The organism is Sulfurimonas sediminis (genome assembly GCF_014905115.1).
GTDB lineage: Bacteria > Campylobacterota > Campylobacteria > Campylobacterales > Sulfurimonadaceae > Sulfurimonas > Sulfurimonas sediminis.
In genome coordinates, this window is sequence record NZ_CP041235.1 from 1,289,907 (window position 1) to 1,314,875 (window position 24,969).

Here is a 24,969-nt window from a genome sequence, read left to right on the forward strand (position 1 = left end):
TAGCTTTTTTAATCAAGTATGTTCTTTCTTAGCTTATCGGCTAATACGTCTGCTTTTTCCATTAAGTCAAAAATTTCTTTTTTTACTTGTAAAAATTCTTTGTACTCATCAGGTGTTTTTTCTTTTAAAAGGTTTAAATTAATTTCTTTTGCAAATTTCTTTTGATACATCGAAAGTAACTCAATCAATTCATCCTTATCACAATATATTTCATCAAATTGATTAATAAATTTGTCAAACTCTTTACTGCCTTTTTTAGAATTACATTTTTACAACATGGCACTAAATTACCAATTTGATGTCCAAACCCTCTTAGTTCCCCATTCTTTATTAACCCAACAAGATGATCCCATGTTTCTGCTTCATCGTTGCAAAATACGCATGTTAAATCTTGATTTGGGTTTTGTCCTAAAAATTCCAATGCTTCATTTATTTTTGTTTCGTCATAATCATCACTTGGTGCGATTGCTGATGCAAAAGCATGATTTATGGTTGTACGTCTTTTTCCATAAACTGAATATGTATGTAAATGGCGTTTAATATCTTCTTTTTTCATAATGTTCCAATGTTAAGCTAACGGCGAAGCTGACCCGTTTAGGGCTCAGCTTCGCCGTTGGATAGTTTTGTTTCTCCGCATTTACTCTTTTTGCATCTTATCCCACTTATGGCTGCAGTAAGAACACATTCCATTGTCTATACTAATCTCCATATCTTCATAACTAATTTCTTCACCACAGTTTGGACATTCATACATAAGATAATCTGATATACCTTCTTCTAGTACATATTTCTGCTTTTCACTTAAAGTATTAATTCCTTTATCTATAGCAAATTTTGCTATATCCTTTGCAAGACTAGCATCTAAATTTTCAATAATCTTTTCTAAGTGTTCAATTAATCCATCTTGTTCTTTTATCATACTTTGCTCCATTAACTATTTATTAACATACATTATAGACAGAATAACATTAAATCACATAATTAACTATTATTGGCAGTATATGTTAATTATTGAAAAGTGTGTGTTAATTGTTTTTAAGCAGTATCAATACTTAATGAAACCATTAACATTACGCTAATGCACTTTTGTATATACTTTTCATATGTCAAAAATATTATTACTCGAAGATGATGAAATACTCTCAGAAACCTTGATTGAACTGTTAGAAAGTGAATCGTTTGAAGTGTTACATGTAAAGGATGGGGAGGCGGCGCTTGATGCTACTTTTGAAGAGAAATTTACTCTGTTGCTTTTGGATGTGAATGTTCCTTTGTTAAATGGTTTTGAACTCCTTCACAGTTTACGCCAAAGCGGAGACACTACCCCTGCTATTTTTCTCACCTCTTTAAGCGATGTTGCCTCCTTGGCAAACGGCTTTGATGTCGGTGCGGATGACTACATTAAAAAGCCTTTTGATTTTGATGAACTCCTCATACGCATACACGCACTTTTAAAAAAAGCCTATCACACCTACCAAAACGAGTTACATATAGATGATTTTCGCTTTGTTATTGACAAAGATGAGCTTTATAACAAGTCTGATTTTATACCGCTTTCTCCATATGAGTTGCAAATTACAAAGCTTTTTTTTCAAAACCTCAACAAAACAGTCCAAAAAGAGCTTATACTCGAAACCCTCAACGGAAACAAAGAGATGAGTGAGGGAGCCTTGCGGGTTCATATCAACAAACTTCGTAAAATCGGACTTCCCATAACAACCATCAAAGGCATAGGATACCGTCTTGCATCATCATGAAAAACTGGCATTTTTAAAATTTTTTCTTGTCTATTTTGTCAGTATCGCCTTACTGATTTTAGCTGCGGGATATTTTTATTTTCAACAGATACAAAATCATCTTCTCAAAGAAGAAGAGTTTTCACTCATCGAATATGCCAGACATATAAAGATGGGAAGACCATTGGATAAGTACAGTCGGGAGTATCATTATACTTTTAAAAACATACCAAAATATATTGACATCAAAAACTTCTCTATTGGAGAAACAGAATTTTCAAAACTTCTGCCAATACATTTACATGGAAAATATTTACAGGTATTTAAATCAAAAAAAAGTTTTAATGAAAAACGTTTCAGTTTACAGCAAAAAATAATAGCCATTCAGATTTTGCTCCTGCTTGTTTTTGCATATATCAGCTATATACTTGCAAAAAATGCTTTACAACCTCTACGGGAGAGTATTTTGACACTTGACAAGTTTGCAAAAGATCTCATTCATGACCTAAACACACCTGTCACTTCCATGCAGTTAAATATGAAACTCATAGAAAAAATTCCACAACTGCACAATACTAAGGCCCTGATACGATTAAAAAAGAGTATCAACAATATTTCAGAGCTTCATGAAAATCTGACAATACTTCTGCAGGAGGAGACTTTTCAGATACACAGCCAAAATATCTGTCCTCTCATTCAAGAGGTTGTTGAGATACAAAAAACGCTTTACCCAGACATAACTTTTCAGATCAAATGCACTGCATTCAAAGCAAAAATAAACAAACATGCCATGAAACAGATCCTACAAAACATCCTCTCAAATGCCTGCAAGTACAACAAAAAAGACGGCAAAGACGGCTACGTAAAAATCTACCATAAAAACAATGCCTTATACATAGAAGATAACGGCAAAGGCATCAAAGAACCGGAAAAGATATTTGAACGCTCCTACAGTGATGAAAACAGCAGTGGTCTTGGGCTTGACATTGTAAAAAGACTGGCATATGCTATGGATATAAAAATAGTTGTGCAAAAAAACGAGCCTGCAGGCACACGCTTTGTTTTAACTCTGCCTTAGGAAGTTGTATACCCTAAAACATACTCAAGTTCATATATGTTATTGACAATATACTCAAAATCACTGTAATTCTCCTCATCTGAGACTATCAGCAGTTCATCACCGATTTGCAGGTTCATTCTTGCATCAGGCATCAAGTATATTTCATTCCCTCTTTTAAGCAGTAAAAAGACTACATGCAACATCTCATTTCTGTCAGCACGGGATCTTCTTAAATCTGCAAGGCTTATATTTTCACCTTTTTCAAGTCTTAATGTCAGTGCATACGCATTTGCGTCATTGAGCACAGTTTCAAAGTACATTGGATTCATCCCTGTGATGTTGTTAAGCATATGCACAATAATTCTGGCCCATTCATCATCTTTTTTGCGTGCTTCTTGTATAAACAGGTCAGCCAGAGGTCTTGCTATATAACTGTATGTCGCATCAGCCAGTATCTTCTCCACGATATATATTTTGTTAATTTTAGATGCCTGAAATATGTTTAAATCATCCAATGTATTTTCACGTGCCATTGTAAATATTTTTGGATTGAGCTGTTTTGCCTTGTTTAAAATAGTAAGATTCAACAAATCATTTTGTGTTGCGGCTATAATGCAGGCACTCTCTTTAACACCGAGTTCAAGCAGTCTCTGTATATCATCATCATCCCCGAAAATAGTTGTATTTTTCTCTTCTATATAGCGCTGTGAATCAAAATCTTCAATCACATACTCTATACCGGCTTTTTGCAGTCCTTCCTGAATCGCTTTACCCATTCTCCCTTTACCGTATATAATATATTTTCCCAAAGGGAACTGGTCTCTTTTTTTCAGTTTGAGTATGTGTCCGTACATCCACATCTCCAAAAGCCAGATATAGGGTGCCGTTATACCATAGTAGATGCGTTTTGAAATAATATCAAAAGGATTTTTTACATGTTTTAAATCCATACTTTTAAAGTGTTCAAGCTGAGCCTTTGAAGTCGCCTTGACAATAATATCAATTTTTTTATTAAGCAGTTTGGAGATGGTGGCTATTTTTGAATTCACCATATCATCTTCAAAAAGAGAGATAACACCTGCACAGTTTTTTTGATGAATTCCGGCGATTTTAAGCATTTTTTGATTTGTTGCATCGCCTACAAACCCAGGAACATTTGGATAAAAATTTTCCAATATCAACTCGTCTATCTTCTCCTCGTCTTTATCCAAAACAACCAGCCTGTAGTTATGTCCGTTGAGTCTGTCAATAATACTTTTTGTTATCCCGTTATATCCAAGAATAATATAAAAGGGTTTGTTAATGTTTCTTACATGATTTCTGAACGAGTTTCTGTTTAGTGCTTTTTTGAGTGCCTCATCCTGTATCAGAGAGACAATCGCCCCTATCCCGTAAAACCATCCTATCACTGTAAAATAGATAGAAAAGCTCACCCACATCCGCTGTTCATAATTAAAAGTATACGGCGCCTCTCCAAAACCGATAGTACTTGCCATATAGGTCACAAAATAAAAGGCATCAAAAAAAGTCATCTGATAAGGGTTCCCGTTGTTGTCAGTTCCTTGAATCAACACTAACCCGAGTATGGATATGGCAAAAGTAATGATAATGACTAAAAAAGGTGTCCTTAGCCTTTTAAGAACAATCCATACAATCTGTTCATTCATCTTTTGCTATCTTTTTGATTTGAGTGTATCGCCAACAAAGAGTATAACCGAGACTATATTTGCCAGGAGCGCTCCGCCTGAGAGTGAGACAATCGCTGTTGCGGCCTCTATATTTACATCACCAATGACATACATGGCAAAAGCCCAGACGGTTGCGGACGCGATAAGCTGAATATCTGCTACAATACTTGTTGCCAGTAAAACCGCTCCAAGCTGTGTTCTGTCTCCCAGCTTGAGAACTGTGGCTATGAGGTTGACAATAATCGCGGCAAAAAGCTCATAAGAACTGTGCTGTTCAAGTACCGTAGGCTCTCCGTAAAAAAAACCGAAATTGACCGTCATGGCCAAGATAAAAAATGACCCGGATATAATTTTATGCATATTCATTTCTTAATTCTCCAAAATAAAAAAACACCTAAGCGTGCTTCTAAAATTCTACTCTTATTAAAATTAATTGTATATTTAATCACTCTACATTTTACATTAAAGAAATACTTTGTATAATAAGTAACAGAGTATATAAACCAATCAATATAAAAGATGAGCTATGACAGATATTACATACCCTTATGAAAATATGCAGGACTATACACTTCCAAGTTTGCTAAAACGTTCAGTAGAGCTGTACGGACCGAAAAAAGTTTTATCAAAGGTTGATCAGGAACCTATGAGCTATGAAGAGTTACATGAAAATGTACATGCCATGATCAAACTTTTAAAGAAAAACGGTGTCAGAAAAGGCGATAAAGTTGCCCTGCTGAGTGAAAATATGCCTAACTGGGCTGTTGCCTATTTTTCAGTTACCTATTTTGGCGGTGTCATCGTTCCCATACTTCCTGATTTTCACCCCTCTGATGTTCAGCACATCATCAGACACTCTGAGGCAAAAGCTGTTTTTGTGTCACAAAAGCATCTGCAAACCATAGAAGAGCTGGATAATTCCAATATGAAGTTTGTTATAAAACTTGATGATTTAACACTCATAAATGAATTGACAAACCACAGTTACATTGCAAAACTGACACAGAGAATGGCTTCCAAAGAACTTCCAAGACCAAAAGAAGATGATATGGCGGCGCTTTTGTATACCTCAGGAACGACAGGACACTCAAAAGGGGTCATGCTCTCACATAAAAACCTTGTTACCAATGCAATGAGTGCTTACAAAAATGTGACTGTCTTACCGGAAGATACTTTTCTTTCCATTTTGCCTTTAGCACACACTTTTGAATGTACTGTCGGTATGATACTGCCGATTTTACATGGTGCGGACATTGTGTATCTCGACAAAACACCTACTCCCAATGTCCTTATAAAAGCCTTTGCCAGCGTCAGACCGACTATGATGCTCAGCGTGCCTCTCATCATAGAAAAGATATATAAAAATAAAATACTGCCGAAATTTACCGGTTCATTTATTATGAAAACGCTCTACTCCATCCCTTTTATACGCAAACTGCTCAATAAAGTTGCCGGAAAAAAATTAATCGAAACATTCGGAGGTCGGATCAAGTTTTTCGGTATAGGCGGTGCAGCACTCTCTCCTTATGTGGAAAAATTTTTGGCAGAAGCCAATTTTCCATACATTGTAGGCTATGGTCTCACCGAAACATCTCCACTCATAGCAGGAGGAAGAATCGGCTACCCAATCAAAATAGGCTCTACCGGCTTGCCGATGGTTGGCGTTGAGGTGCAAATAAAAGATCCCAACCCGCAAAACGGTGAGGGAGAAATCATCACAAGATCACCAAGTATAATGATAGGCTATTACAAAGATGAAGAGCAGACAAAAGAGGTCATCAGAGATGGTTGGTTTTATACCGGAGATTTGGGTTATATAGATGAAGACGGATATCTTTTTATCAGCGGAAGAAGCAAAAATGTCATTATCGGTCCCGGTGGAGAAAACATATATCCAGAACAGATAGAGGCTATCATCAACCAACATGAGGCGGTTCTTGATTCCCTTGTGATGGAAAAAGACGGAAAACTCGTTGCAAGAGTGCACCTGGACTATGAACTTATAGATAAAATGTTTAATGCCCACAATATGCCCGAAAATGAAGTCAGAGAAAAAATTGCTGAGTATCTGGAAAACATGCGCATAGAGGTCAATACACAGTTGGCTTCATTTTCAAAAATTCAAAAATTCATAGAGCAGATTGAGCCTTTTGTAAAAACGCCGACCAAGAAGATAAAAAGATACCTTTATACAGAATAGACAATAACGCAAAAGGAAAATATCATAGAAAATTTTAAAAAGGTTCTCCATAAAGACGAATCGGTTTTGGTACGGGCGGAAATATCAAAAACATTTTATTTGCCTATGATAAAACTCTATGCACTGGGGTCTTTACTGTTATTTATAGGATATGAGTATGAAATAGGTGTGATTGGCATTGTTTTGATGATTCGCACTTTTTTTGTCCATCTTGATGAAATAAAAGAGAAAAAATCCTACAACTGTCTACTCACACAAAAAAGGCTTATTATTTTAAAAGGACGGGTGCAAAAAGAGATTTTTCCGATTAACCTTGAAGAGATCAGAACGATTTATATCAAGCCTTTCAGTAAAAGCTTTGGCAAGATCATTGATGTTGGAACACTCGAAGTGATTACGACATCCGGAGGCAGGTATGTTATCAGCAATATAAAACAACCCTACCTCTACCACCGTGCAATCATCGGTAATATTGTCAGTGCAACGCACTACTCAAGCAAGTCTAAAAAGAGTTAAAACTGAGGCTGCACAAAAGGTACTACCTGCTTTTTACGGCTCAGTACGCCATCTAACCATGCTTTATGGTCTTGGAGTTTAATGTCAAATGCTTTTTCTATTTTTGACTCATCATCACTGACAACCAAAAGTTTTGAACCCTCTTTCATAATGTCTGTTAAAAGAATCAAAACAGTATGCAGACCGCCCTCTTCTTTCATCTTTTTCATATCTTCAAGCAGTTCTTCTTCACGAGGCTCGAGTACAGAAATATCTACCATTTCAAGTTGACCGATACCGACTTTTGTGCCGTTCATGTTAAACTCTTTATAATCACGTGTATTTAAATCACGGGCACTGGCACCATCAACAGCGGATTTTACTATAAACATCTCCATCGCCAGTTTTTTATAGTCTGTTACTCCGGCAATCGCTGCGAGTTCTTTGACCGCTTTTGTATCGACTTTGGTACATGTAGGCGATTTAAATATAACCGTATCACTCAAAATTGCCATCATCATCAGTCCTGCAATCTCTTTTGGTACTTCCACACCGTAACATCTGTACATTTCATATATGACCGTGTTTGAACACCCTATAGGGCGAATCCACGCTTCAAGAGGCGTATCTGTTGTCAAATCACCAAGTTTATGATGATCGGCTATACCGATAATCGTCGCTTCATCAATATCATCTTGAAAATGTGCCTTGTCCGTAGAGTCCACTATGAAAACTCTCTCACCTGCGACAGAAGTTTTAAGCTCCGGCAACTTACCGCCAAATGTATCTAAAATAAACTGTGTTTCTGCAGTAATCTCACCCTGGCGGGCAGGAATATACTCTTCTTTTTCAATTTGATTTTTTAAATAAGATAAGGAGATAGCACCAACAATAGAGTCACTATCAGGATTTTTGTGTCCAAAAACATATACTGACATTTTAAGCCTTTATTTTTTTTCGAATTATACTATACTTTTATAAAAACTTCACCAGTTTATCAGTCATTTCAAGTGCAACATAAAGAGACTGGTTTCTACGTTTTTTGATGCAGTTGCAACTCTTTTTCAAGATATTCACCGGTATAAGAACCTGTTTTTTTATGGTTTTTTGCCAATACTTCAGGAGAGCCTTCTGCTATGATGAGTCCGCCGCCGCTTCCGCCTTCAGGACCCATATCTATGATATAGTCGGCATTTTTTATCATGTCAAGATTATGTTCTATGATAAGCATCGAGTTTCCGAGTTCGACAAACTTGTGCAGTACATTTGTCAGTCTGTCAACATCTGCAAAATGCAGGCCTGTTGTCGGTTCATCCAAAATATAAAGTGTTTTTCCTGTATCTTTACGGCTCAACTCTTTGCTTAGTTTGATTCTTTGCGCTTCACCGCCTGAAAGTGTTACGGCATTTTGTCCCAGTGTAATGTATCCGAGTCCCACATCCACAAGTGTTTTCATTTTTTGATGTATCTTAGGAATAGGTTTGAAAAACTCAAAAGCTTCATCCACACTCATAGCAAGTACATCCGCAATTGTTTTGCCTTTGTAAAAAACTTCCAAAGTCTGCTGGTTATACCGTTTGCCGCCACAGGCATCACATTTGACCATAATGTCAGGCAAAAAGTGCATCTCTATCTTGTTTTCACCCTCTCCCTGACACTTCTCACAACGCCCGCCTTTGACATTAAAAGAAAATCTTGACGCAGTATAGCCACGAATCTGGCTCTCTTTTGTCTGCGCAAAGAGGTTACGAATCTCATCCATAACACCCGTATAGGTTGCCGGATTACTTCTTGGTGTCCGTCCGATCGGACTCTGATCAAGGTATATTACTTTATCGACATGTTCCAACCCTGTGATTTCCACACCGGCAACTTTGTTCACTTTTCTTGCATGATTGAGCAGCTCTCTTGCTGTCGGCAAAAGGGTCTGCAGCATCAGCGAACTTTTTCCGCTCCCGCTTACCCCTGTAATACAGACAAAATTGTTCAAAGGAATCTTCGCACTCAGCTTTTCAATATTGTTAATCGTAACATTTTTAATTTCTATCCACTTTTCCTGCGGACGTCTGTAAAAATACTCAATTTTTTTACGCCCGTAAAGATAATCCGCTGTCAGCGTTTTGGCCTTTTTCAGTTTCTCTAACGTGCCGCTAAAAACAACTTCCCCGCCAAATTTTCCAGCACCGCTTCCTATATCTACGATAAAGTCTGCGTTTTCTATTGTCTCTTTGTCATGCTCCACAACGATAACCGTATTTCCTTTTTCCTGTAGACTTCTTAGTGTTCTGATAAGCTTCAAAGTATCTCTTTCATGCAGTCCAATGCTTGGCTCATCCAACACATACATGACACCTGTCAATCCTGAGCCGATTTGTGAAGCGATGCGTATGCGTTGTGCTTCTCCTCCGCTTATGGTTCTGGCATCACGCCCCAAAGTAATGTAGCCAAGTCCTACATCATACAAAAAGAAAAGTCGTTCTTTGATTTCGTTTAAAATAGGCTCTGCTATCATTCTTGACTGTGTATCGAAATAGGAAAAATTCTCATCATTAGCAAAAAATTCATAGGTTTTTGCTATGGGCATTTCAAGGAGCTGTGCGATTTTCGTATCTGCTACTTTTACCGCCAAAGATTCGCGTTTTAGCCTGTGTCCGCCACAGACATCACAAACCTTTTCACTCATATAGTCTGAGAGTTCTTTTTCATCTTTTAACATATCGTACGCTATACGGATGATACCCGGGAAAATTCTTTTTACTTTATGGTTTTTCCACAAAAATTCCACTTCGTCTATATTTCCGTGTAAAATCGCTTTTTGCTGGTGCAAAGGCAATTCAGAATACGGTACGGTAACGTCAATGTCATTATGCGCACAAAAGCCCTTTAAAAAAGTAAAATAGTAGCCTTTGTTAAAACCGTAAACAATTTTTACGGCTCCCTTTTCTATACTCAGGTCACTGTCTATAATTTTCTCTGTATCAAGCGTATACCGTATGCCAAGTCCGTCACATTCGCTACAGGCACCTTTTGGCGAGTTAAAAGAAAAGCTCAACGGTTCAAGCGGTTCAAAACTTATTTTACAGTCAAAACAGGCATTGTGCTCCGAATAATGAATATGCTGCGGGCAACCGAGTTCTTCATAGTTGAGCACCTCCACTTCGAGTTCACCATAACTCTCTTTGAGGGCTTTTTCAACATCAGAGGCAATTCTCTCTTTGTTTTCTTCTTTTACTATGACTCTGTCAATAACGACCTTAATGGTATGTTTTTTTGTTTTTGAAAGTTCTATCTCTTCATCCAGGCGCACCATCACACCGTCAATCTGTGCACGTACATAGCCTTTATGCACAAGTGACTCAATCAGGTCCGCATACGCCCCTTTATTTTCTCTGACAAGCGGTGCCATCAGGACAAGTTTTGCACTCTCGGGGAGCTTTGCCACTTCGCCGATAATGTCCGAAGCTGACATCTGAGAAATCTTTTTACCGCATTTATGACAGTATTGAATGCCGACACGGGCATACAGCAGTCGAAAATAATCATATATTTCCGTAATCGTTCCGACAGTTGAACGCGGATTTTTTGACGTTGTTTTTTGATCTATGGCTATAGCAGGTGTGAGTCCTTCTATCTTATCGACATCAGGCTTGCCCACGCGGTCTAAAAACTGTCTTGCATACGAAGAGAGTGATTCCATGTAGCGGCGCTGACCCTCTGCATAGAGCGTATCAAAAGCCAGAGTAGACTTTCCGCTTCCACTGAGTCCGGTCATCACAATCAATTCATTTTTAGGAATTGTCAAATTGATATTTTTTAAATTGTTTTCTCGCGCGCCGGTGATTTTAATTACATCTTTTTTTTTCATTACATACCTCAAAAAATTCTATAGAGTAAATATATTACTATAATCAGATAAAGAACAGTTAAGAGTTTTTTTTGCAGAGATACATTTAAGATATGATGCTTTAAATGTATACCTGCATACACACCTGCCAATGATGCCAACCCTATAATGATTCCACTTGTATAATCAACATGACCGTGCAGTGTATGTGATATCAACCCAGAAACAGATGAAAACACAACAAAAAAGAGCCCTGCTGATGTAGCCTTTTTCAAAGGTACATGTAAAAATCCCACAAGGATAGGGACAAGAATCAGACTCCCGCCTACCCCTATGGACATGCTTATTGCCCCTATGACAAAACCTGTGACAAATAGCACTGCCTTGTTTACTTTTTTTTCATGCTTATAGTCATGTGTTTTCATAAAAAGGCGAATAAGTGCAAATACGGCAAATGCCAAAAAGACCATTTCCAATGTCTCATCACTGAAACTTGCCGTAATATTGCCGCTTAAAAGGGCACCGGTAAAACCGCCAAGTCCAATAATAACAACCATCAGGACATCAAGTGTGCCTTTTTTATTATTCAGATAACTGCCGTAAACAGAGCTGAAAACCATCTGAATAACCGAAATGCCTATGGCAATTTTTGTTTCATATCCAAGCAGCAGCAACAGTGGCACAAGAATTGTTCCACCGCCTATTCCGAAAAGCCCGGACAGCAAACCGACAAAAGTACCAAGCAAGATTAATTCAATCATTATTATCCATAACTTTTTTGGAATTATACCCCAATATAAATAATAGTTTAATTTTACTTTGTGTTTCATTCAAGTATAATCTATGAATTATAAGAAAGGTAGATAATGCTAGAGAGCTTAAAAGAAGCAGCAGAAAACTTTTGCGTACATCAAATCGGAGCTTCATGCGAAATAAAAGATGTCCCGACGAACAAGAGAACACTTATTGCTTACATAGATGTGCAGGCTCAAGACCAGAAGCACTACAGAGTGTATATAGCTTCTGACAATGATTTTATGCAGAAAGTTTCAAAACTGTTTTTAGAAGAAGAAAAAAGTGATGAAGAGACGCTCAAAGAGATGACACTTGAAACTGCGAATCTTATTATAGGAAGTGCCAAAGTCATTGCTGAAAAACTTGGAATTTCATATACAATGGGAACGCCTCATTTTGCAAAAGTCGGAGAATTTGACTTTAGCTTTGATGAGCGCAAAGTCGTTCATATAGACAATGCCGAACTCATTATTGCCATTAAGGAATTAGATGCCTGATACAAAAAAATTTGACCTGCAAGAAGAACTTTCATGGATGGACTACTCCGGTATACTCGATATGGAAGTTGAATTTATTGCTGATTTGGGAGAAACCGAATTGAGTGTTGCAGAAGTTTTAAAGCTTGAAAAAGGATCTATTATCGATTTAAAAAAACCGGCAGGAGAGAGTGTTGAGTCTTATGTCAACGGACGTATTATAGGAAAAGGAGAAGTGATGGTTTATGAAAAAAACCTTGCTATCCGTATCAATGAAGTGCTGGATTCAAGTGCTGTACTTTACTACCTGTCAAAAGAGAGATTATGATTAAAATTTTATTACTTTTCGTCCTGCCCTTTTCCCTGTATGCTTCAAAAATTTTAAGCTATAATATTTATGAAAGAACTGACAGAGCCGATGTCATGATTACTTTTGACACACCTTACACAGGGCAGATAAAGCAGAGTATCAGTAAATCAAAAATCATCATAAAACTTGAAGATGCCACGATAGAATCACCAAAAATAAAAAAAGTTTCTTCTGAGTATTTGCACTCATTGACTATTACACCGCTTAACAATGAAACTCTGATTGTTGCTTCGATCTCTCCATCAACAAAACTTATTGCCTCAAAAACATCTGACGGCTATGGATTGAGATTGCGCTTTGCAGACAAAACAGCTGTAAAATCATCAACTTTAAAAAAAGCACCATCCTCTTCTGTAAATTCACTCAGTGCACTGCCGACAAAAAAAGATGATACAATGTCTTCAAGTTATTATATTGTAGTTGCTATTTTAATCCTTGGAATTCTTATACTTTTATATATCAAGAAAAAAATGAAACCTCTGCCTGCAAATACGAAAACATCAAATAACAACTGGCTCTTTAAAGACACAAAGCAATCCCCTTTACAAAATGACAACACTGATATGACAGAACAAAATGTCAGTATACGGTTTCAAAAAGCCATAGATGAGAAGAACAGTGTTGTCATGCTTGACTTTGGTAATCAAAGCTACCTGGTTCTTATGGGCAACGGCAATATACTTCTGGACAAATTTACAGATAACAAGCCGGCGTCCCAACAGGAGTTTGACGAGATTTTACAAAGCAGGCATGAAGATTTAGAAAAATTTTTAGGTAAATCGCAAACATCACAAAAGCAGGAACCTCTTCAGGCATACAAAGAAAGAGCCGCAAACATAGCCTATGAAATGCAGTAAAAAACTACTTTTCGTTTGGTTTTTGACTCTCTCTTTTGAAACGTTCTTTAAGGAGTTTTTTAATTGTATTGACCTGGGATATACTTAACAAATAGCTCTCATTCATCAATTTGTTGATATGAAATACTTCTGTTACAGTAATTCCGTAAGGATCTTTTTTCTCTTTCACAACTTTTGCGTCATTAAAACTGTACAGATAAAGGTTCTTACGGGTTGTCTGTATGTAATACGTCACTACAATCTCATCAGAATGTTTCTTTTCCAATGCAACAACCACCCGTTGTTCCTCTGAATATTCACCCTCTTTTAAATGCAGTATGTTTTTCATCTCTTTTACAGTCAAAAAACCGACATAAAATTTATTGTATAAATCATGATATCTTTGCACTTTTTCAGTCATCAAAAAATTCATATCTATGACATATTTTTTATTTGCCCGTATTGTTTTGGTAATCCAGCTCATGGTATTGTAATACCTGAACGGATGAAGTTTCAGCATATGTGCTTCTATCATTTTCTTGGAATTTATTTTATCTTTTGGCAAAAGTTTTTGTTTGTCGAGTTTTGTAATATATTCTAAAACTTCTGCAGCCGAGAACTCTTTTGTAAACCATACCTTACAGTATGACGGGAACTGCTTGGCACCTGTGGCACCTTCATTTAAGATAATTAATGATTTGATTGTGTAGTTCGGAAAGATAATTTCCAAAAGTGCTTTTTTCTTTCTCAGCCTGCGACGCAGTTTCAATACAGACTTTACCAGTGTCATTTCAACAAAATAGAGTTCATTGTTTTTTGTCAAAAACATCGCATCAAATTCACTGATTTCACGGCTTTTTGTTCGGTAGACTATTTGTTCTTTCTCGCTTATGGAAAGAGTATTTGCATAGGCTTTGCATTTTCCCTGATGAAAACCCTTGAGTACAAATTTTGTTATATAGTCATTCTCTTCTGCGTAACGCAAAAGCTTCTCATAAATAAAATTTTCATACACTTCCCCCTCAAAGGAACGGTAAGAACTCAAATAGGACGGGTCATCCAGATCAATGCCTTTTTTAATCAAAGAGAGTAAATGTTTTGTGTTATAGACATAATGAAGCAGATTGTCTGCTATATCTTCTTTTTCTAAATTTTTAATTGCCGGAGAAATTTCTAACATCAGAGTGTCATCTCACTGTTTTTAAAGAAATCATCTATGACTGATCGGTATGTTGCTATATCGTCAATTGAATTTACTTCATTTCTCAAAACTGATGCGCCTCGATACCCTTTAGAGTAGGTATGAGTATGCTTTCTAAACATTGCAACACCGTGCTGTCCGTAGAACTCTATCATTTTGTCAAAATGCTCCATAATAATTTCATACTTGAGACTTTGTTCAATATGTTCGGTCCCGGTTTTAAGTTGGTGAAATATCCACGGAGCACCTACTGCACCGCGACCTATCATAACCCCGTCAGCACCGGTATGTTCAAGCACCCATTTTGCTTTTTCATAAGAATCTATATCACCGTTTGCAATCACCGGGATATCCACAGCCTCTTTAATCTCTCTTATTGCATCATAATCAACAGCTGCTTTAAATTTGCCGGTTCGTGTTCTTCCGTGCACTGCAATAAAATCTGCACCGCTGTCCTGCACAACTTTTGCAATATCCACATGGTTTTTCTTTTCAAAACCCAATCTTATTTTAACACTGGTCATATTTTTATTGGAAGTATTTTTAATAGTTTTTATAATATCTCCCATTAAAGGAAGGTCCAAAAGAAGAGAACTGCCGCTTCCATGACCCACAACTTTTGGTACAGGACAGCCACAGTTTAGGTCAATAATGTCAATTCCGTCCTGTTCGTTTAATATTTCAACAGCACGACGCACAATATCAACATCAGCACCCGCAATTTGTACAGAATACGGATCTTCCAAAGAAGATTTTTCCAGCATATGGAGTGTTTTTTGTGAACCGTGAGCCAGAGCATTTGAGCTCAACATTTCACTGACAGTCAAATCTGCTCCAAATTTTTTCACCACACTTCTGAAAGGAAGATCAGTAAACCCCGCCAATGGGGCTAATACATATAATGGCTTGTCAAAGGAGAGTTTTGTTTTTTTCATTATTAGAGAAACATATCTATACTGAAATTTTGTCCACACTCTTTAAGCGCACGATAGGCTTTAAAGTTCTGATACTCATCAGGCTGAGAGTTGTCAAGAATAGCATTGGCCGGTGCTATCATTTCAAGGTCATAAAGTGTATAAAGATACGCATCCACAGCATCTTCATCTTCTTCAGACAATGTTTCAAAAAGTTTTATTCTCTGTTCAGGAATCATACCGCCTTTAGAGAGAATCGAAGAAATTTCAATATAGTCTTTCTTGCTGAGATCAAGTTTTTTAAACAAGTCTATAAGCACTTCATTGCTGATTTTCAAAATATTTTCATCAGCATTAATTCTTGAAAGGATTACATGTAAAGCCTCTTTTGTTAAAAAGGATTTATATTTTTCAATGCCGCTCAATGGTGCAGTTTTGACATAATCCACATAGACCTCTTTACATATACTGTCATCATATTTGGTACAGTTTGCCAGAATATTTTCTGCACTTATCTGACCTTTTTTGTATCTGTTTCTTTCGTTTTGTATCACAAGTTCATTGTCAGACGGTAAATTGTACGGTTTAAGATCCACAACTTCACCGTTTTTGACATCTTGAATAATACACAGTACTTTTTCAATTTTTTCGTTATTAATTTTACCTATAATCTCTCCGACCGGGTGCATCTCACTATTTTGCAAAAGTGTTCCCAATAGAGTATATCTGTCAGTTTTAAATGTATAATTTCTCTCTTTTTTCCCCAGGTAGGCATCAATAACAGCATTAATAAGTTTTTCATAATCTTTTTCATATTTACGTAATCGAAAATTACCGATAATTGAATAGAATGTCATATGTGCCACGCTTGCAAGGTAGAGGATAAATATCGGTATGATTACCCATAAAGCGATAGACAGTGACGGCATAGGAATGCCAAACAGATCTATACTCATGTTTTCCTGTGTTACATATGCATAAACATACCAACCGACAAGTCCCATCCAAACCAATGCAGCTATTGTGTACCTTTTAATATACATTCTTCAATCCTTTATTTAGATTTCTCTACTATTTCTCTACAGTCAATGCAGTATGCAGCATGTGGTTTTACTTTCAGTCTTTGAAATCCTATCTCATCTTCACACATTTCACAAATACCATAACCACCGTTTTTAATTTTAGAGAGTATTTTTTCAATCTCATCCAATTCCTGCTTTTGCTGCTCTATTATAGCACCTTCTACCATAGAATTGTTATTTGCCGAAGCATGATCACCTTCATCATTTAAATCTAACGAGCTCAACTCACTTAGTTCTGTTCGGACATCCTGAATGTTTTTCTCTATCTGTTCTTTTCGACTCAGTAGTAATTCTTTAAAATATTTTAACTCACTTGCTTGCACTTATATTTCCCTTTTATTTATGATATGGATGATTGCTCAGTATAGCAAAACCTCTATAGATCTGTTCCAATAAAACCACCTTGGCAATTTTATGACTCATTGTTATTTTGCCTAAACTGATAACAGCATTGCTTTGGTCTAAAAAATCTTTTTCAAAACCATATGCTCCGCCTATAAAAAATTTTACGGACATTTTATCATTTAGTAGCTTACTAAATTCAAAACTGTCTACCATTTTTCCATCTGGATGCAAAGTTATACAGAAATCTTTCCCAATATAAGCTTCTAAAGCTTTGGTATATGCTTTTTGAGCGGCCTGTGGGGAAATTGTGTGTGCTTTTGTTACATCTTTTGAAAAAATCTCCGTATCTTTTACAGTTGCGAACCTTGATATCATTTTTGTCAACTCTTTATACAACGGATCGTAAAGTGTTTTTTCTCTTTTTGCTATAGAGACGATTTCTATATTCATTAGAGTAAACCGCTCCCGATTACATTGTATGTTACATGTTCAAATGAATCATTGAGTTTCACACCGCCTATAGCAGCTACATGGTGCCTGGATTTTGAGGCAATGGTATCGAGGGTATCACCAAGAAGACTTGATACATCTTTTTTTGTATCAGTATTTCTGTATGCACCAAGTCCGATATAATTTAAATCCATTGCATTTGCCTGCAGAACTTCTTCTTCATTATGCGTTGAAATGCCTAAAATTTTGTCTTCATTTATAACACTTCGTAAAATTTTGACTGCCTTGAATACATCTGTATCTATAGCTTTAAGATCCTCCTGCCCTACATGCACACCATCGCAGAATTCAACAAGCTCATAGGCATCATTTACTATCAAAAAACCGTCATAAAGTTTTCTGATTTTTATCAATTGTGCTTTAACAAAGGCGATGTCTGCATTTTTATTTCGATATTGTATAATTTCAGCATTCTTCTTTTTTGCAATACCTATAAAGGATTCCAAAGAAATTCCTTTTTTGTCAAGCATGTCCTGGTCACATAACGCATAGAGTCTCATATCAGTCTTTTTTCAGTAAAGTCAGCATATCAGAGAGGGTTTTTTTCAACTTGTTTCGATTGACAATCATATCAATAGAACCGTGTTCGAGTAAAAATTCGGCTCGTTGAAATCCCTCAGGCAACTCTGAGCCAATAGTCTGTTCAATAACTCTTTGTCCTGCAAAACCGATCAACGCTCCCGGTTCAGCTATAATTATGTCACCGAGATTGGCAAAAGAGGCACTCACTCCGCCCATCGTCGGGTCCGTAAGCACAGAGATAAAAGGCAGTTTGTGATTGGAAAGTTTTGCCAGCGCTGCCGAAGTTTTACTCATTTGCAGCAATGAAAAGGTTGATTCCTGCATTCTTGCTCCACCCGAAGCGCTGAGTATAATCAAACCCTGTTTTTTTTCTATGGCTCTATGAGCTGCCCGAACAATTTTTTCACCCTCTACTGAGCCCAAAGAACCACCCATAAAAGCAAAATCAAAAATAACAAGCTGTACATCCACCCCGTTCATTTTACATTCACCACTTACAACTGATGATTTTCTTCCTGTCTTTGCATAGGCTTCTTCAAGACGTTTTTTATAAGGTTTTTTGTCAACAAACTTCAACGGATCCACAGGCTCCAACGAAGCGTCATACTCTACAAATGTTCCCTCGTCTGCAAGCATGTTGAGTCTCTCTTTTACACCTATACGGATATGATATCCGCATTTTGGACATACATAATTTTGGTTTTCAACTTCTTTGTAGTACATCAAAGAGTGGCATGATTTGCATTTAATCCAATGCGATCCCGCTTCGGCTTTTTCCGGTTGTTTATTGTCAAATGTTTTTGTAAAAAGGTTTAGTAAATTCAAAAAAAATCCTTAAATTATATAAATAGACTCTATTATAGCAAATTAATGTTGATTTTAAAGAATTTTTGAAAATATTTTTTTCAGAAGAAAGGCAGATTTACTCATTATAAACAAGTAAATCTGCTTGAACTTATTGTAATAAAGAGTCTATAATGTTTCTTGCTGCCTCACGACCGTCATATGCCGCTGTAACAACCAGATCAGCACCACGAAAACAATCGCCTCCGGCATATATACCGGGTGTTGTTGTTTCGTATGTCTCTTCATTCACGATAATCCCACCCCATGAATTTGTCTCTATGCCGTTTTCAGCTAAGAACGACGGCACAACAGGATCAAATCCAAGTGACATTATAACCACATCTGCATTCACTCTAAAGTGTGAACCTTTTACCTCTTCCATGCGTTGGCGTCCTGATGCATCTTTGGCACCCAAAGTTGTTTTTACAACTTCGACCGCCACTGCACGTCCTGCTTCGTTTAATATAATCTCTTTGGGTGCTGCAAGAAATGTAAAATCCACACCCTCTTCCATTGCATTTTTATACTCTTTTTTACTGCCCGGCATATTTTTTTCATCTCTTCGATACAAACATGTGACAGATTTTGCACCTTCTCGTTTTGCGGTTCTCAAACAGTCCATCGCCGTATCACCTCCACCGATGACCACAACATTTAAATCTTTAAAATCAAATTTTTTATCATACGGCTGTTTGAAATTCTTTCTTTGTATATTTGTAAGATAATCCATTGCCTTGTAAACATTTGGTGCATTTTCACCGGCGATACCCGCACTTTTTGCTTTTGTTGCACCAACACCTATAAACATTGCATCATGTTCATTCGCAATAGTTTCAAACTCTATATCACGTCCCACTTCACTGTTGAGTACAAGTGTCAATCCGGCCTCTTGTAAAAGTTTCACACGTCTCTCAACTACTTTTTTATCGAGTTTGAAATTTGGAATACCATATGTCAAAAGACCGCCTGCACGGTCACTTTTTTCATACATGGTTACAGCAATGCCTGAACGCAAAAGATAGGTAGCCACAGAAAGTCCTGCAGGACCACTTCCTATAACAGCAACTTTTTTATCTGTTGTTATTCCAGGAAAATCCGGTGTATATCCTGCTTTAAATCCTGCTTCAGTGATATGCGTTTCAACAGAACCGATAGTAATCGCTCCGTGCCCGTCATTTAAGGTACAATCTCCCTCACACAGCCTGTCATGCGGGCATACTCTTCCCATAACTTCCGGGAAAGGAGAAGGCTCATTGGAGAGTTTAAAAGCAAATTCCAGATCTTTTTCGGCAATAGACTTGAGCCATTGAGGAATATAATTGTGCAAAGGACATTTGTTCAAACAAAACGGATCGCCGCACTGAATACATCTGTCACTCTGTGTTGCTGCCTCGTCTTTATCAAAGAGTTCATAAATTTCACCAAAATCTTTTGTTCTGTCAACAACCAGTCTTTTTGCCGGGTCAATTCTCTCAGTTTTTAGGTATTCGCGCATTTTAGTCTCCGTTCTCTAGATTAAGAGGTAATTTTGTTAAATTTTTAGGTTTTACCAGCCAGAAGTTTCGTACTTCCACTCTAAAGTTTTCCAGTAAATCTTCAGCTTTTTTGCTTTTTGTTTCTACTACATAATCTTTGAGCAGACGTTTGAGATAATGTCGTGCCTCATCTCCCTCATCTGTGTCAATTCTGACAGCTTCTACAAGTTCACTGTTTACATTTTCAATAAAATCATGATCTTCATCATATACAAAGCTCACTCCACCTGTCATTCCTGCACCAAAGTTGATACCGGTACGTCCGAGAATCACAACCACACCGCCTGTCATATATTCACAGGCGTTGTCTCCAGTCCCTTCAACAATTGCAAAGGCTCCGGAATTACGTACTGCGAAACGCTCTCCGACACTGCCGGAAATATAAAGTTTACCGCCGGTAGCACCATAAAGGCAGGTATTACCACCTGCTGAGAACTCTTCACCCTCATTTTTGGAGGTAATGATAATTTTCCCTCCGTGCATACCTTTTCCTATATAATCATTTGCAACGCCCTCAAGATAAATTGAAACACCCGGAATTAAAAACGCACCGAGTGCCTGTCCCGCTACACCGCTGAGATTCATTTTAATTGTATCTGGCTTCAATCCTTCATCCCCGTAGTATTTCGCAATTTCTCCGGATATCAAAGCTCCGAAACTTCTATGGATATTTTGGATTTCTCTTTTGATGCGTATCGGGTATTCAGGATGTTTAATCGCATTCATCGCCTCTTTGAGAACATCTTTTTCAAACTTGTTGTCATCAAAAGGCGGATTAAACGGCTGCTGATGCGTATTGACACCCTCTTCCCTGTGCAGGATTGCCGAGAAATCAAATTTCTTGGCAAAGGTATCGTCTTTGACACTTAGCAAGTCCACACGGCCTATCATCTCTTCCATGGTTCTGTATCCAAGTTCTGCCATAATAGCTCTGATATCTTCGGCCAAATATGTAAAATAGTTGATTACCTGATCAACATGTCCTTTAAAGAACTCTTCACGCAGTTTTTCGTTTTGTGTTGCGATACCTACAGAACATTTATTGACATGACAGATACGAAGCATTTTACAGCCTACGATAGTAAGAACACCTGTACCAAAGGCAAAAGACTCGGCACCCAGTAGAGCAGCTTTGACAACATCAAGTCCTGTTTTCAATCCACCATCTGTCTGTAACTCCACAAGTCCGCGCAGATTGTTTGCCTTGAGCGCATTATGTGCTTCAGACAATCCGAGTTCCCAAGGATTACCCGCAAATTTGATAGAGGTCAGCGGAGCGGCACCGGTACCGCCGTCTCCACCTGAAATAATAATTTTATCAGCATAGGCTTTTGCTACACCCGCAGCAATGGTGCCTACTCCGACAGTAGATACAAGCTTCACAGCAATTCTTGCCGCAGGATTGACCTGTTTTAAATCAAAAATCAACTGTGCAAGATCTTCAATAGAATAAATATCATGGTGTGGCGGCGGTGATATAAGTGTCACGCCGGGAACAGTATGACGAAGCTTTCCGATAAGAGCAGTCACCTTATGTCCGGGGAGTTGTCCGCCTTCACCAGGTTTTGCACCCTGGGCAACTTTAATCTGAATCTCCTCTGCACTTCTCAAATATGCCGGAGTTACACCAAAGCGACCGGAAGCAACCTGTTTGATTTTGGAAACTCTTTCTGTATTGTATCTTGATTTGTCCTCTCCGCCTTCTCCGGAATTTGACTGTGCTCCGATTCTGTTCATTGCAATGGCAATTGTTTCATGCGCTTCAGGAGAAATAGAACCAAGGCTCATTGCAGCGGATGCAAAACGTTTAAATATCGCTTCTTTCGGTTCGACTTCTGATATATCAATCGGTTTTCTGTCTGATTTCAAGTCAAAGAAATCACGAATAAATTTCAATCCGCGCTTGTTCACAAGGTTTTTCAACGTATCAAAATTTTCCTGTGTAGGATGCTTGGAAACAGCATGGATAGCATGAATGACAGCAGGACCGAAATCATGATGTTCCTGATTTGTATAAAATTTATAGTATCCACCAATATTTAAAGGAAATATTTTGTTAAAACCGTTTGTTTTAAAAGCATCTCTATGGGCTTTTTGCAGTCTTTCGTCTATATCTTCATAAGTCAATCCACTAAGTGTGCAATGCGATGTTGCAAAACACTCTTCTACTATGGTTTTGTCCAGTCCCATTACATCAAAAAGACCGGAGTTTCTGTAAGAGGCAATTGTTGCAATTCCCATTTTGGACATAATTTTCAAGAGCCCGCTGTTGAGTGCAGTGTGTACAGATTTGTAGGCTTCAGAAAATGTCATATTTAATGCTTTTGACTTTTCAAGCTGATTTGCCACTGTAGCAAACAATACATAAGGATGAATTGCCGAAGCGCCATATCCAAGGAGTACCGCAGCACTGTGCGAATCAATTACTTCTCCCGTTGTAGCGATAATAGAAACCAAATGACGAATTTTTTCATTCAGCAAAGCAAAATTCAAACGACCTATGGCCATTGCCATTGGAATGACTCTGTTTTGCTTATCAAATCCGCTGTCATCCAAAATGACAATGCGTGTTCCGTTATTTTTGACTGATGCTATGACTTTTTGAACCAATGCCTCAAGAGATGCTTTCAAATCTGTTGTATAGGTAGTTGAAAATGTGGCATTTTTATAAAACTCCTGATATCTTGGAGAGGAATCATCGCCAAAAGATTTGAGCACTTCTAACTTTTCAGTCGTTATTATCGGAGAAATGGACTTCAGCCTGTGTGCATGTGACGGAATTTCATCCAGCATATTATGCACTTCACCAAAACCGGTATTTAAACTCATTACAACTTTTTCACGAATAGGATCAATTGGTGGATTTGTAACCTGTGCAAATTTTTGTTTAAAAAAATCTGTAAAGTTGCGTTGTTTATCAGAAAAAGCTGCAAGTGGTGTATCGTCACCCATAGAACCCACGGCTTCTTTTGCCTCTTTTACCATCGGCTCGATAACCTGCTCAATAACTTCCTGTGTTACATTAAAGTATCTTTGCTTGGCAATCAGGTCGGCTTCATCAAGTTCTCTGGAGACAACATACTGCTCTTCAACATGCTCCTGCAGGTAAATCATATGCTCATTCAGCCATTTCATATATGGATTAGAGCCTTTGAGATAATCATCTATTTCATTGCTTTTGAGAAGTTTTCCAAATTTCAGATCAAGTCCTATCATTTCACCTGACTGCAGACGTCCACGCTCTTTTATCTCTTCTTCCGGAATATCCACAACCCCATACTCTGAAGCTATCAGAAGGTTATCATCTTTTGTGACAATGTATTTTGATGGACGTAAACCGTTTCTGTCGAGTACACAGCCTATGTATCGTCCGTCTGTTACTGAAAATGCGGCAGGACCGTCCCATGCCTCAAATACAGTTGAGTGATACTCGTAAAATGCACGAAGCTGAGGGTCCATATGCGGAGCATTCTGCCATGCCGGAGGAATCACTGCACGGACAGCTTTGAAAAAGTCCATACCGTTTACGATTAAAAATTCAAAAAAGTTATCGGCTGAAGCACTGTCAGAAGCACCGGGCTGCAGGATAGGAAGCAGTCTTTTAATCTCTTCGTCGCTAAATACTTCGCTTTTTATTGATTCTGATTTTATCGCTACATTGATACGGTTGGCTTCAACAGAGTTGATTTCGCCATTGTGCGCTACAGCACGAAACGGCTGCGCTAGACGCCATTCAGGAAGTGTATTTGTTGAAAATCTTTGATGAAAAAGTGAAAAAGAGATTTTAAAATTTTCATTCTGCAGATCTTTGTAAAATTCTTTGATATGCGTAGGCATGACCAGCCCTTTATATGAAAGAACTTTCGAACTCATAGAGGCTATGTAAAAATCTCTCTCAGAGATCATTTCATGTTCTGCTTCTTTGCGTGAAAGATACAAAAGTGCATCAAATCTATTTGTTGCCATGATTGAATTCGGAACAATGAAAAGCTGTACGATGTGCGGCAGTGAAGCCAGTGCCTGATCGCCTAGAGCATTGGTGTCAATCGGAACATCACGGTGCAAAACCACTTTTAAATCATTGTTGTTACAAATAGATTCCAGCGTTTGTAAATGCTTTTTCTCTTTGGTGAAAACTACAGCTACTGCAAATTGACCTGGCAGTTCTATACCTTTTTCTTTTGCTTCATTTTTAAGAAAATCGGTCGGCATGGAAAGCAGTAAACCGCTTCCGTCCCCTGTTTTTCCATCTGCAGCAACAGCACCACGGTGCATCATGCGTTCAAGTGCAGTCACTGCATCATTGAGCACTTTGTGTGAAGGTTTGTTTTTGATGTTGGCGACAAGACCAAAACCACAATTATCCTTAAATGATCTTAATAAATCATGATGTTCAACCATTTCAACTCCCAAATTTGTAAATTTTATATGCAAAACATATAAATTTAATCTCTTTTTAAAGAAACTTAGTCTATTTAGACAAAGCATGTAAATTATACTTTCTTTTGGTTTAA

Annotated in this window: 24 protein-coding genes; 7 read left to right on the forward strand and 17 right to left on the reverse strand. The window is 37.6% G+C overall.

Annotated features, from left to right (window positions below; genetic code table 11):
* Window positions 1-8: 8 nt before the first annotated feature.
* The 3 genes from FJR45_RS07015 to FJR45_RS07025 form a co-directional block, all read right to left on the reverse strand.
* Window positions 9-188 carry a hypothetical protein gene (locus tag FJR45_RS07015; protein WP_193149891.1) on the reverse strand — a complete coding sequence of 60 codons (180 nt, stop codon included), beginning with the start codon at window positions 186-188 and terminating at the stop codon, window positions 9-11.
* On the reverse strand, window positions 185-556 hold the full coding sequence (locus tag FJR45_RS07020; RefSeq protein WP_193149892.1) for a hypothetical protein: 372 nt from the start codon (window positions 554-556) through the stop codon (window positions 185-187). The genes FJR45_RS07015 and FJR45_RS07020 overlap by 4 nt, the downstream gene beginning before the upstream one ends.
* A gap of 81 nt (window positions 557-637) precedes the next feature.
* Window positions 638-919, reverse strand: coding sequence for a TFIIB-type zinc ribbon-containing protein (locus FJR45_RS07025; RefSeq protein WP_193149893.1), 282 nt, complete (start codon window positions 917-919; stop codon window positions 638-640).
* Window positions 920-1,103: 184 nt separating this feature from the next.
* On the opposite strand from FJR45_RS07025, the gene FJR45_RS07030 reads away from it, so the two are divergent.
* Together FJR45_RS07030 and FJR45_RS07035 are read left to right on the forward strand one after the other, a co-directional pair.
* Window positions 1,104-1,757 carry a response regulator transcription factor gene (locus FJR45_RS07030; protein WP_193149894.1) on the forward strand — a complete coding sequence of 218 codons (654 nt, stop codon included), beginning with the start codon at window positions 1,104-1,106 and terminating at the stop codon, window positions 1,755-1,757.
* Entirely contained in the window at window positions 1,744-2,814 is a 1,071-nt protein-coding gene (locus FJR45_RS07035) for a sensor histidine kinase (protein WP_193149895.1), read from the forward strand. The genes FJR45_RS07030 and FJR45_RS07035 overlap by 14 nt, the downstream gene beginning before the upstream one ends.
* On the opposite strand, the gene FJR45_RS07040 is transcribed toward FJR45_RS07035, so the two are convergent.
* Together FJR45_RS07040 and FJR45_RS07045 are read right to left on the reverse strand one after the other, a co-directional pair.
* The gene (locus tag FJR45_RS07040; protein ID WP_193149897.1) at window positions 2,811-4,463 is read right to left on the reverse strand and encodes a potassium channel family protein; all 1,653 of its coding nucleotides are present in this window, start codon (window positions 4,461-4,463) and stop codon (window positions 2,811-2,813) included. The genes FJR45_RS07035 and FJR45_RS07040 overlap by 4 nt on opposite strands.
* Window positions 4,464-4,469: 6 nt before the next feature.
* Window positions 4,470-4,850, reverse strand: a complete 381-nt coding sequence (locus FJR45_RS07045; protein ID WP_193149899.1) for a DUF6394 family protein — start codon at window positions 4,848-4,850, stop codon at window positions 4,470-4,472.
* Window positions 4,851-5,010: 160 nt separating this feature from the next.
* Between FJR45_RS07045 and FJR45_RS07050 the strand changes: the two genes are divergently transcribed.
* Entirely contained in the window at window positions 5,011-6,684 is a 1,674-nt protein-coding gene (locus tag FJR45_RS07050; protein WP_226966401.1) for an AMP-binding protein, read from the forward strand.
* A 105-nt stretch (window positions 6,685-6,789) separates the two neighbouring features.
* Window positions 6,790-7,200, forward strand: coding sequence for a hypothetical protein (locus FJR45_RS07055; RefSeq protein ID WP_226966402.1), 411 nt, complete (start codon window positions 6,790-6,792; stop codon window positions 7,198-7,200).
* On the opposite strand, the gene FJR45_RS07060 is transcribed toward FJR45_RS07055, so the two are convergent.
* The 3 genes from FJR45_RS07060 to FJR45_RS07070 all read right to left on the reverse strand — a co-directional run bounded on the left by FJR45_RS07060 (window position 7,197) and on the right by FJR45_RS07070 (window position 11,784).
* A complete protein-coding gene (locus FJR45_RS07060) occupies window positions 7,197-8,117 on the reverse strand; it encodes a manganese-dependent inorganic pyrophosphatase (RefSeq protein WP_193149900.1) in 921 nt (306 codons plus the stop codon). The genes FJR45_RS07055 and FJR45_RS07060 overlap by 4 nt on opposite strands.
* Before the next feature lie 95 nt (window positions 8,118-8,212).
* Window positions 8,213-11,044 (reverse strand): excinuclease ABC subunit UvrA, encoded by a 2,832-nt coding sequence (gene uvrA, locus FJR45_RS07065; protein ID WP_193149901.1) that lies wholly within the window; start codon window positions 11,042-11,044, stop codon window positions 8,213-8,215.
* A gap of 8 nt (window positions 11,045-11,052) precedes the next feature.
* Window positions 11,053-11,784 (reverse strand): sulfite exporter TauE/SafE family protein, encoded by a 732-nt coding sequence (locus tag FJR45_RS07070; protein ID WP_193149902.1) that lies wholly within the window; start codon window positions 11,782-11,784, stop codon window positions 11,053-11,055.
* Window positions 11,785-11,889: 105 nt separating this feature from the next.
* On the opposite strand from FJR45_RS07070, the gene FJR45_RS07075 reads away from it, so the two are divergent.
* From FJR45_RS07075 to FJR45_RS07085, 3 genes are read left to right on the forward strand one after another with little or no spacing between them, the layout of a single operon-like run.
* Window positions 11,890-12,315: a chemotaxis protein CheX gene (locus FJR45_RS07075; protein ID WP_193149903.1), complete on the forward strand. Its 426-nt coding sequence runs from the start codon at window positions 11,890-11,892 to the stop codon at window positions 12,313-12,315.
* A complete protein-coding gene (gene fliN, locus FJR45_RS07080) occupies window positions 12,308-12,622 on the forward strand; it encodes a flagellar motor switch protein FliN (RefSeq protein ID WP_151900200.1) in 315 nt (104 codons plus the stop codon). Before FJR45_RS07075 ends, fliN begins: the two co-directional genes overlap by 8 nt.
* A complete protein-coding gene (locus FJR45_RS07085; RefSeq protein WP_193149904.1) occupies window positions 12,619-13,521 on the forward strand; it encodes a hypothetical protein in 903 nt (300 codons plus the stop codon). Before fliN ends, FJR45_RS07085 begins: the two co-directional genes overlap by 4 nt.
* 4 nt (window positions 13,522-13,525) lie before the next feature.
* Here FJR45_RS07085 and FJR45_RS07090 read toward each other — a convergent pair whose 3' ends face one another.
* The 9 genes from FJR45_RS07090 to gltB form a co-directional block, all read right to left on the reverse strand.
* On the reverse strand, window positions 13,526-14,680 hold the full coding sequence (locus tag FJR45_RS07090; protein WP_193149905.1) for a hypothetical protein: 1,155 nt from the start codon (window positions 14,678-14,680) through the stop codon (window positions 13,526-13,528).
* The gene (gene dusB, locus FJR45_RS07095; RefSeq protein WP_193149906.1) at window positions 14,680-15,636 is read right to left on the reverse strand and encodes a tRNA dihydrouridine synthase DusB; all 957 of its coding nucleotides are present in this window, start codon (window positions 15,634-15,636) and stop codon (window positions 14,680-14,682) included. Before dusB ends, FJR45_RS07090 begins: the two co-directional genes overlap by 1 nt.
* A 2-nt stretch (window positions 15,637-15,638) precedes the next feature.
* A complete protein-coding gene (locus FJR45_RS07100; protein WP_193149907.1) occupies window positions 15,639-16,658 on the reverse strand; it encodes a hypothetical protein in 1,020 nt (339 codons plus the stop codon).
* A gap of 11 nt (window positions 16,659-16,669) precedes the next feature.
* On the reverse strand, window positions 16,670-17,020 hold the full coding sequence (dksA, locus tag FJR45_RS07105) for an RNA polymerase-binding protein DksA (RefSeq protein WP_193149908.1): 351 nt from the start codon (window positions 17,018-17,020) through the stop codon (window positions 16,670-16,672).
* 13 nt (window positions 17,021-17,033) lie between these two features.
* Window positions 17,034-17,492: a 23S rRNA (pseudouridine(1915)-N(3))-methyltransferase RlmH gene (locus FJR45_RS07110; RefSeq protein WP_193149909.1), complete on the reverse strand. Its 459-nt coding sequence runs from the start codon at window positions 17,490-17,492 to the stop codon at window positions 17,034-17,036.
* Window positions 17,492-18,052: a thiamine phosphate synthase gene (locus FJR45_RS07115; protein ID WP_193149910.1), complete on the reverse strand. Its 561-nt coding sequence runs from the start codon at window positions 18,050-18,052 to the stop codon at window positions 17,492-17,494. The genes FJR45_RS07110 and FJR45_RS07115 overlap by 1 nt, the downstream gene beginning before the upstream one ends.
* Window position 18,053: 1 nt before the next feature.
* A complete protein-coding gene (gene accD, locus FJR45_RS07120; protein ID WP_193149911.1) occupies window positions 18,054-18,899 on the reverse strand; it encodes an acetyl-CoA carboxylase, carboxyltransferase subunit beta in 846 nt (281 codons plus the stop codon).
* A gap of 130 nt (window positions 18,900-19,029) precedes the next feature.
* Window positions 19,030-20,415, reverse strand: coding sequence for a glutamate synthase subunit beta (locus tag FJR45_RS07125; RefSeq protein WP_193149912.1), 1,386 nt, complete (start codon window positions 20,413-20,415; stop codon window positions 19,030-19,032).
* 1 nt (window position 20,416) lies between these two features.
* Entirely contained in the window at window positions 20,417-24,856 is a 4,440-nt protein-coding gene (gltB, locus tag FJR45_RS07130) for a glutamate synthase large subunit (RefSeq protein ID WP_193149913.1), read from the reverse strand.
* Window positions 24,857-24,969 lie beyond the last annotated feature (113 nt).

Excerpts from the sequence above, each read along its gene's own strand:
- FJR45_RS07020 (WP_193149892.1), bottom strand. The coding sequence starts at position 556 with ATGAAAAAAGAAGATATTAAACGCCATTTACATACATATTCAGTTTAT.
- FJR45_RS07055 (WP_226966402.1), top strand. The coding sequence starts at position 6,790 with ATGATAAAACTCTATGCACTGGGGTCTTTACTGTTATTTATAGGATAT.
- fliN (WP_151900200.1), top strand. The coding sequence starts at position 12,308 with ATGCCTGATACAAAAAAATTTGACCTGCAAGAAGAACTTTCATGGATG.
- FJR45_RS07050 (WP_226966401.1), top strand. The coding sequence starts at position 5,011 with ATGACAGATATTACATACCCTTATGAAAATATGCAGGACTATACACTT.
- FJR45_RS07025 (WP_193149893.1), bottom strand. The coding sequence starts at position 919 with ATGATAAAAGAACAAGATGGATTAATTGAACACTTAGAAAAGATTATT.
- FJR45_RS07085 (WP_193149904.1), top strand. The coding sequence starts at position 12,619 with ATGATTAAAATTTTATTACTTTTCGTCCTGCCCTTTTCCCTGTATGCT.
- FJR45_RS07100 (WP_193149907.1), bottom strand. The coding sequence starts at position 16,658 with ATGTATATTAAAAGGTACACAATAGCTGCATTGGTTTGGATGGGACTT.
- FJR45_RS07060 (WP_193149900.1), bottom strand. The coding sequence starts at position 8,117 with ATGTCAGTATATGTTTTTGGACACAAAAATCCTGATAGTGACTCTATT.
- FJR45_RS07045 (WP_193149899.1), bottom strand. The coding sequence starts at position 4,850 with ATGAATATGCATAAAATTATATCCGGGTCATTTTTTATCTTGGCCATG.
- gltB (WP_193149913.1), bottom strand. The coding sequence starts at position 24,856 with ATGGTTGAACATCATGATTTATTAAGATCATTTAAGGATAATTGTGGT.
- FJR45_RS07125 (WP_193149912.1), bottom strand. The coding sequence starts at position 20,415 with ATGCGCGAATACCTAAAAACTGAGAGAATTGACCCGGCAAAAAGACTG.
- FJR45_RS07115 (WP_193149910.1), bottom strand. The coding sequence starts at position 18,052 with ATGAGACTCTATGCGTTATGTGACCAGGACATGCTTGACAAAAAAGGA.
- FJR45_RS07040 (WP_193149897.1), bottom strand. The coding sequence starts at position 4,463 with ATGAATGAACAGATTGTATGGATTGTTCTTAAAAGGCTAAGGACACCT.
- FJR45_RS07090 (WP_193149905.1), bottom strand. The coding sequence starts at position 14,680 with ATGTTAGAAATTTCTCCGGCAATTAAAAATTTAGAAAAAGAAGATATA.
- dusB (WP_193149906.1), bottom strand. The coding sequence starts at position 15,636 with ATGAAAAAAACAAAACTCTCCTTTGACAAGCCATTATATGTATTAGCC.
- FJR45_RS07070 (WP_193149902.1), bottom strand. The coding sequence starts at position 11,784 with ATGATTGAATTAATCTTGCTTGGTACTTTTGTCGGTTTGCTGTCCGGG.
- FJR45_RS07075 (WP_193149903.1), top strand. The coding sequence starts at position 11,890 with ATGCTAGAGAGCTTAAAAGAAGCAGCAGAAAACTTTTGCGTACATCAA.
- FJR45_RS07110 (WP_193149909.1), bottom strand. The coding sequence starts at position 17,492 with ATGAATATAGAAATCGTCTCTATAGCAAAAAGAGAAAAAACACTTTAC.
- FJR45_RS07030 (WP_193149894.1), top strand. The coding sequence starts at position 1,104 with ATGTCAAAAATATTATTACTCGAAGATGATGAAATACTCTCAGAAACC.
- uvrA (WP_193149901.1), bottom strand. The coding sequence starts at position 11,044 with ATGAAAAAAAAAGATGTAATTAAAATCACCGGCGCGCGAGAAAACAAT.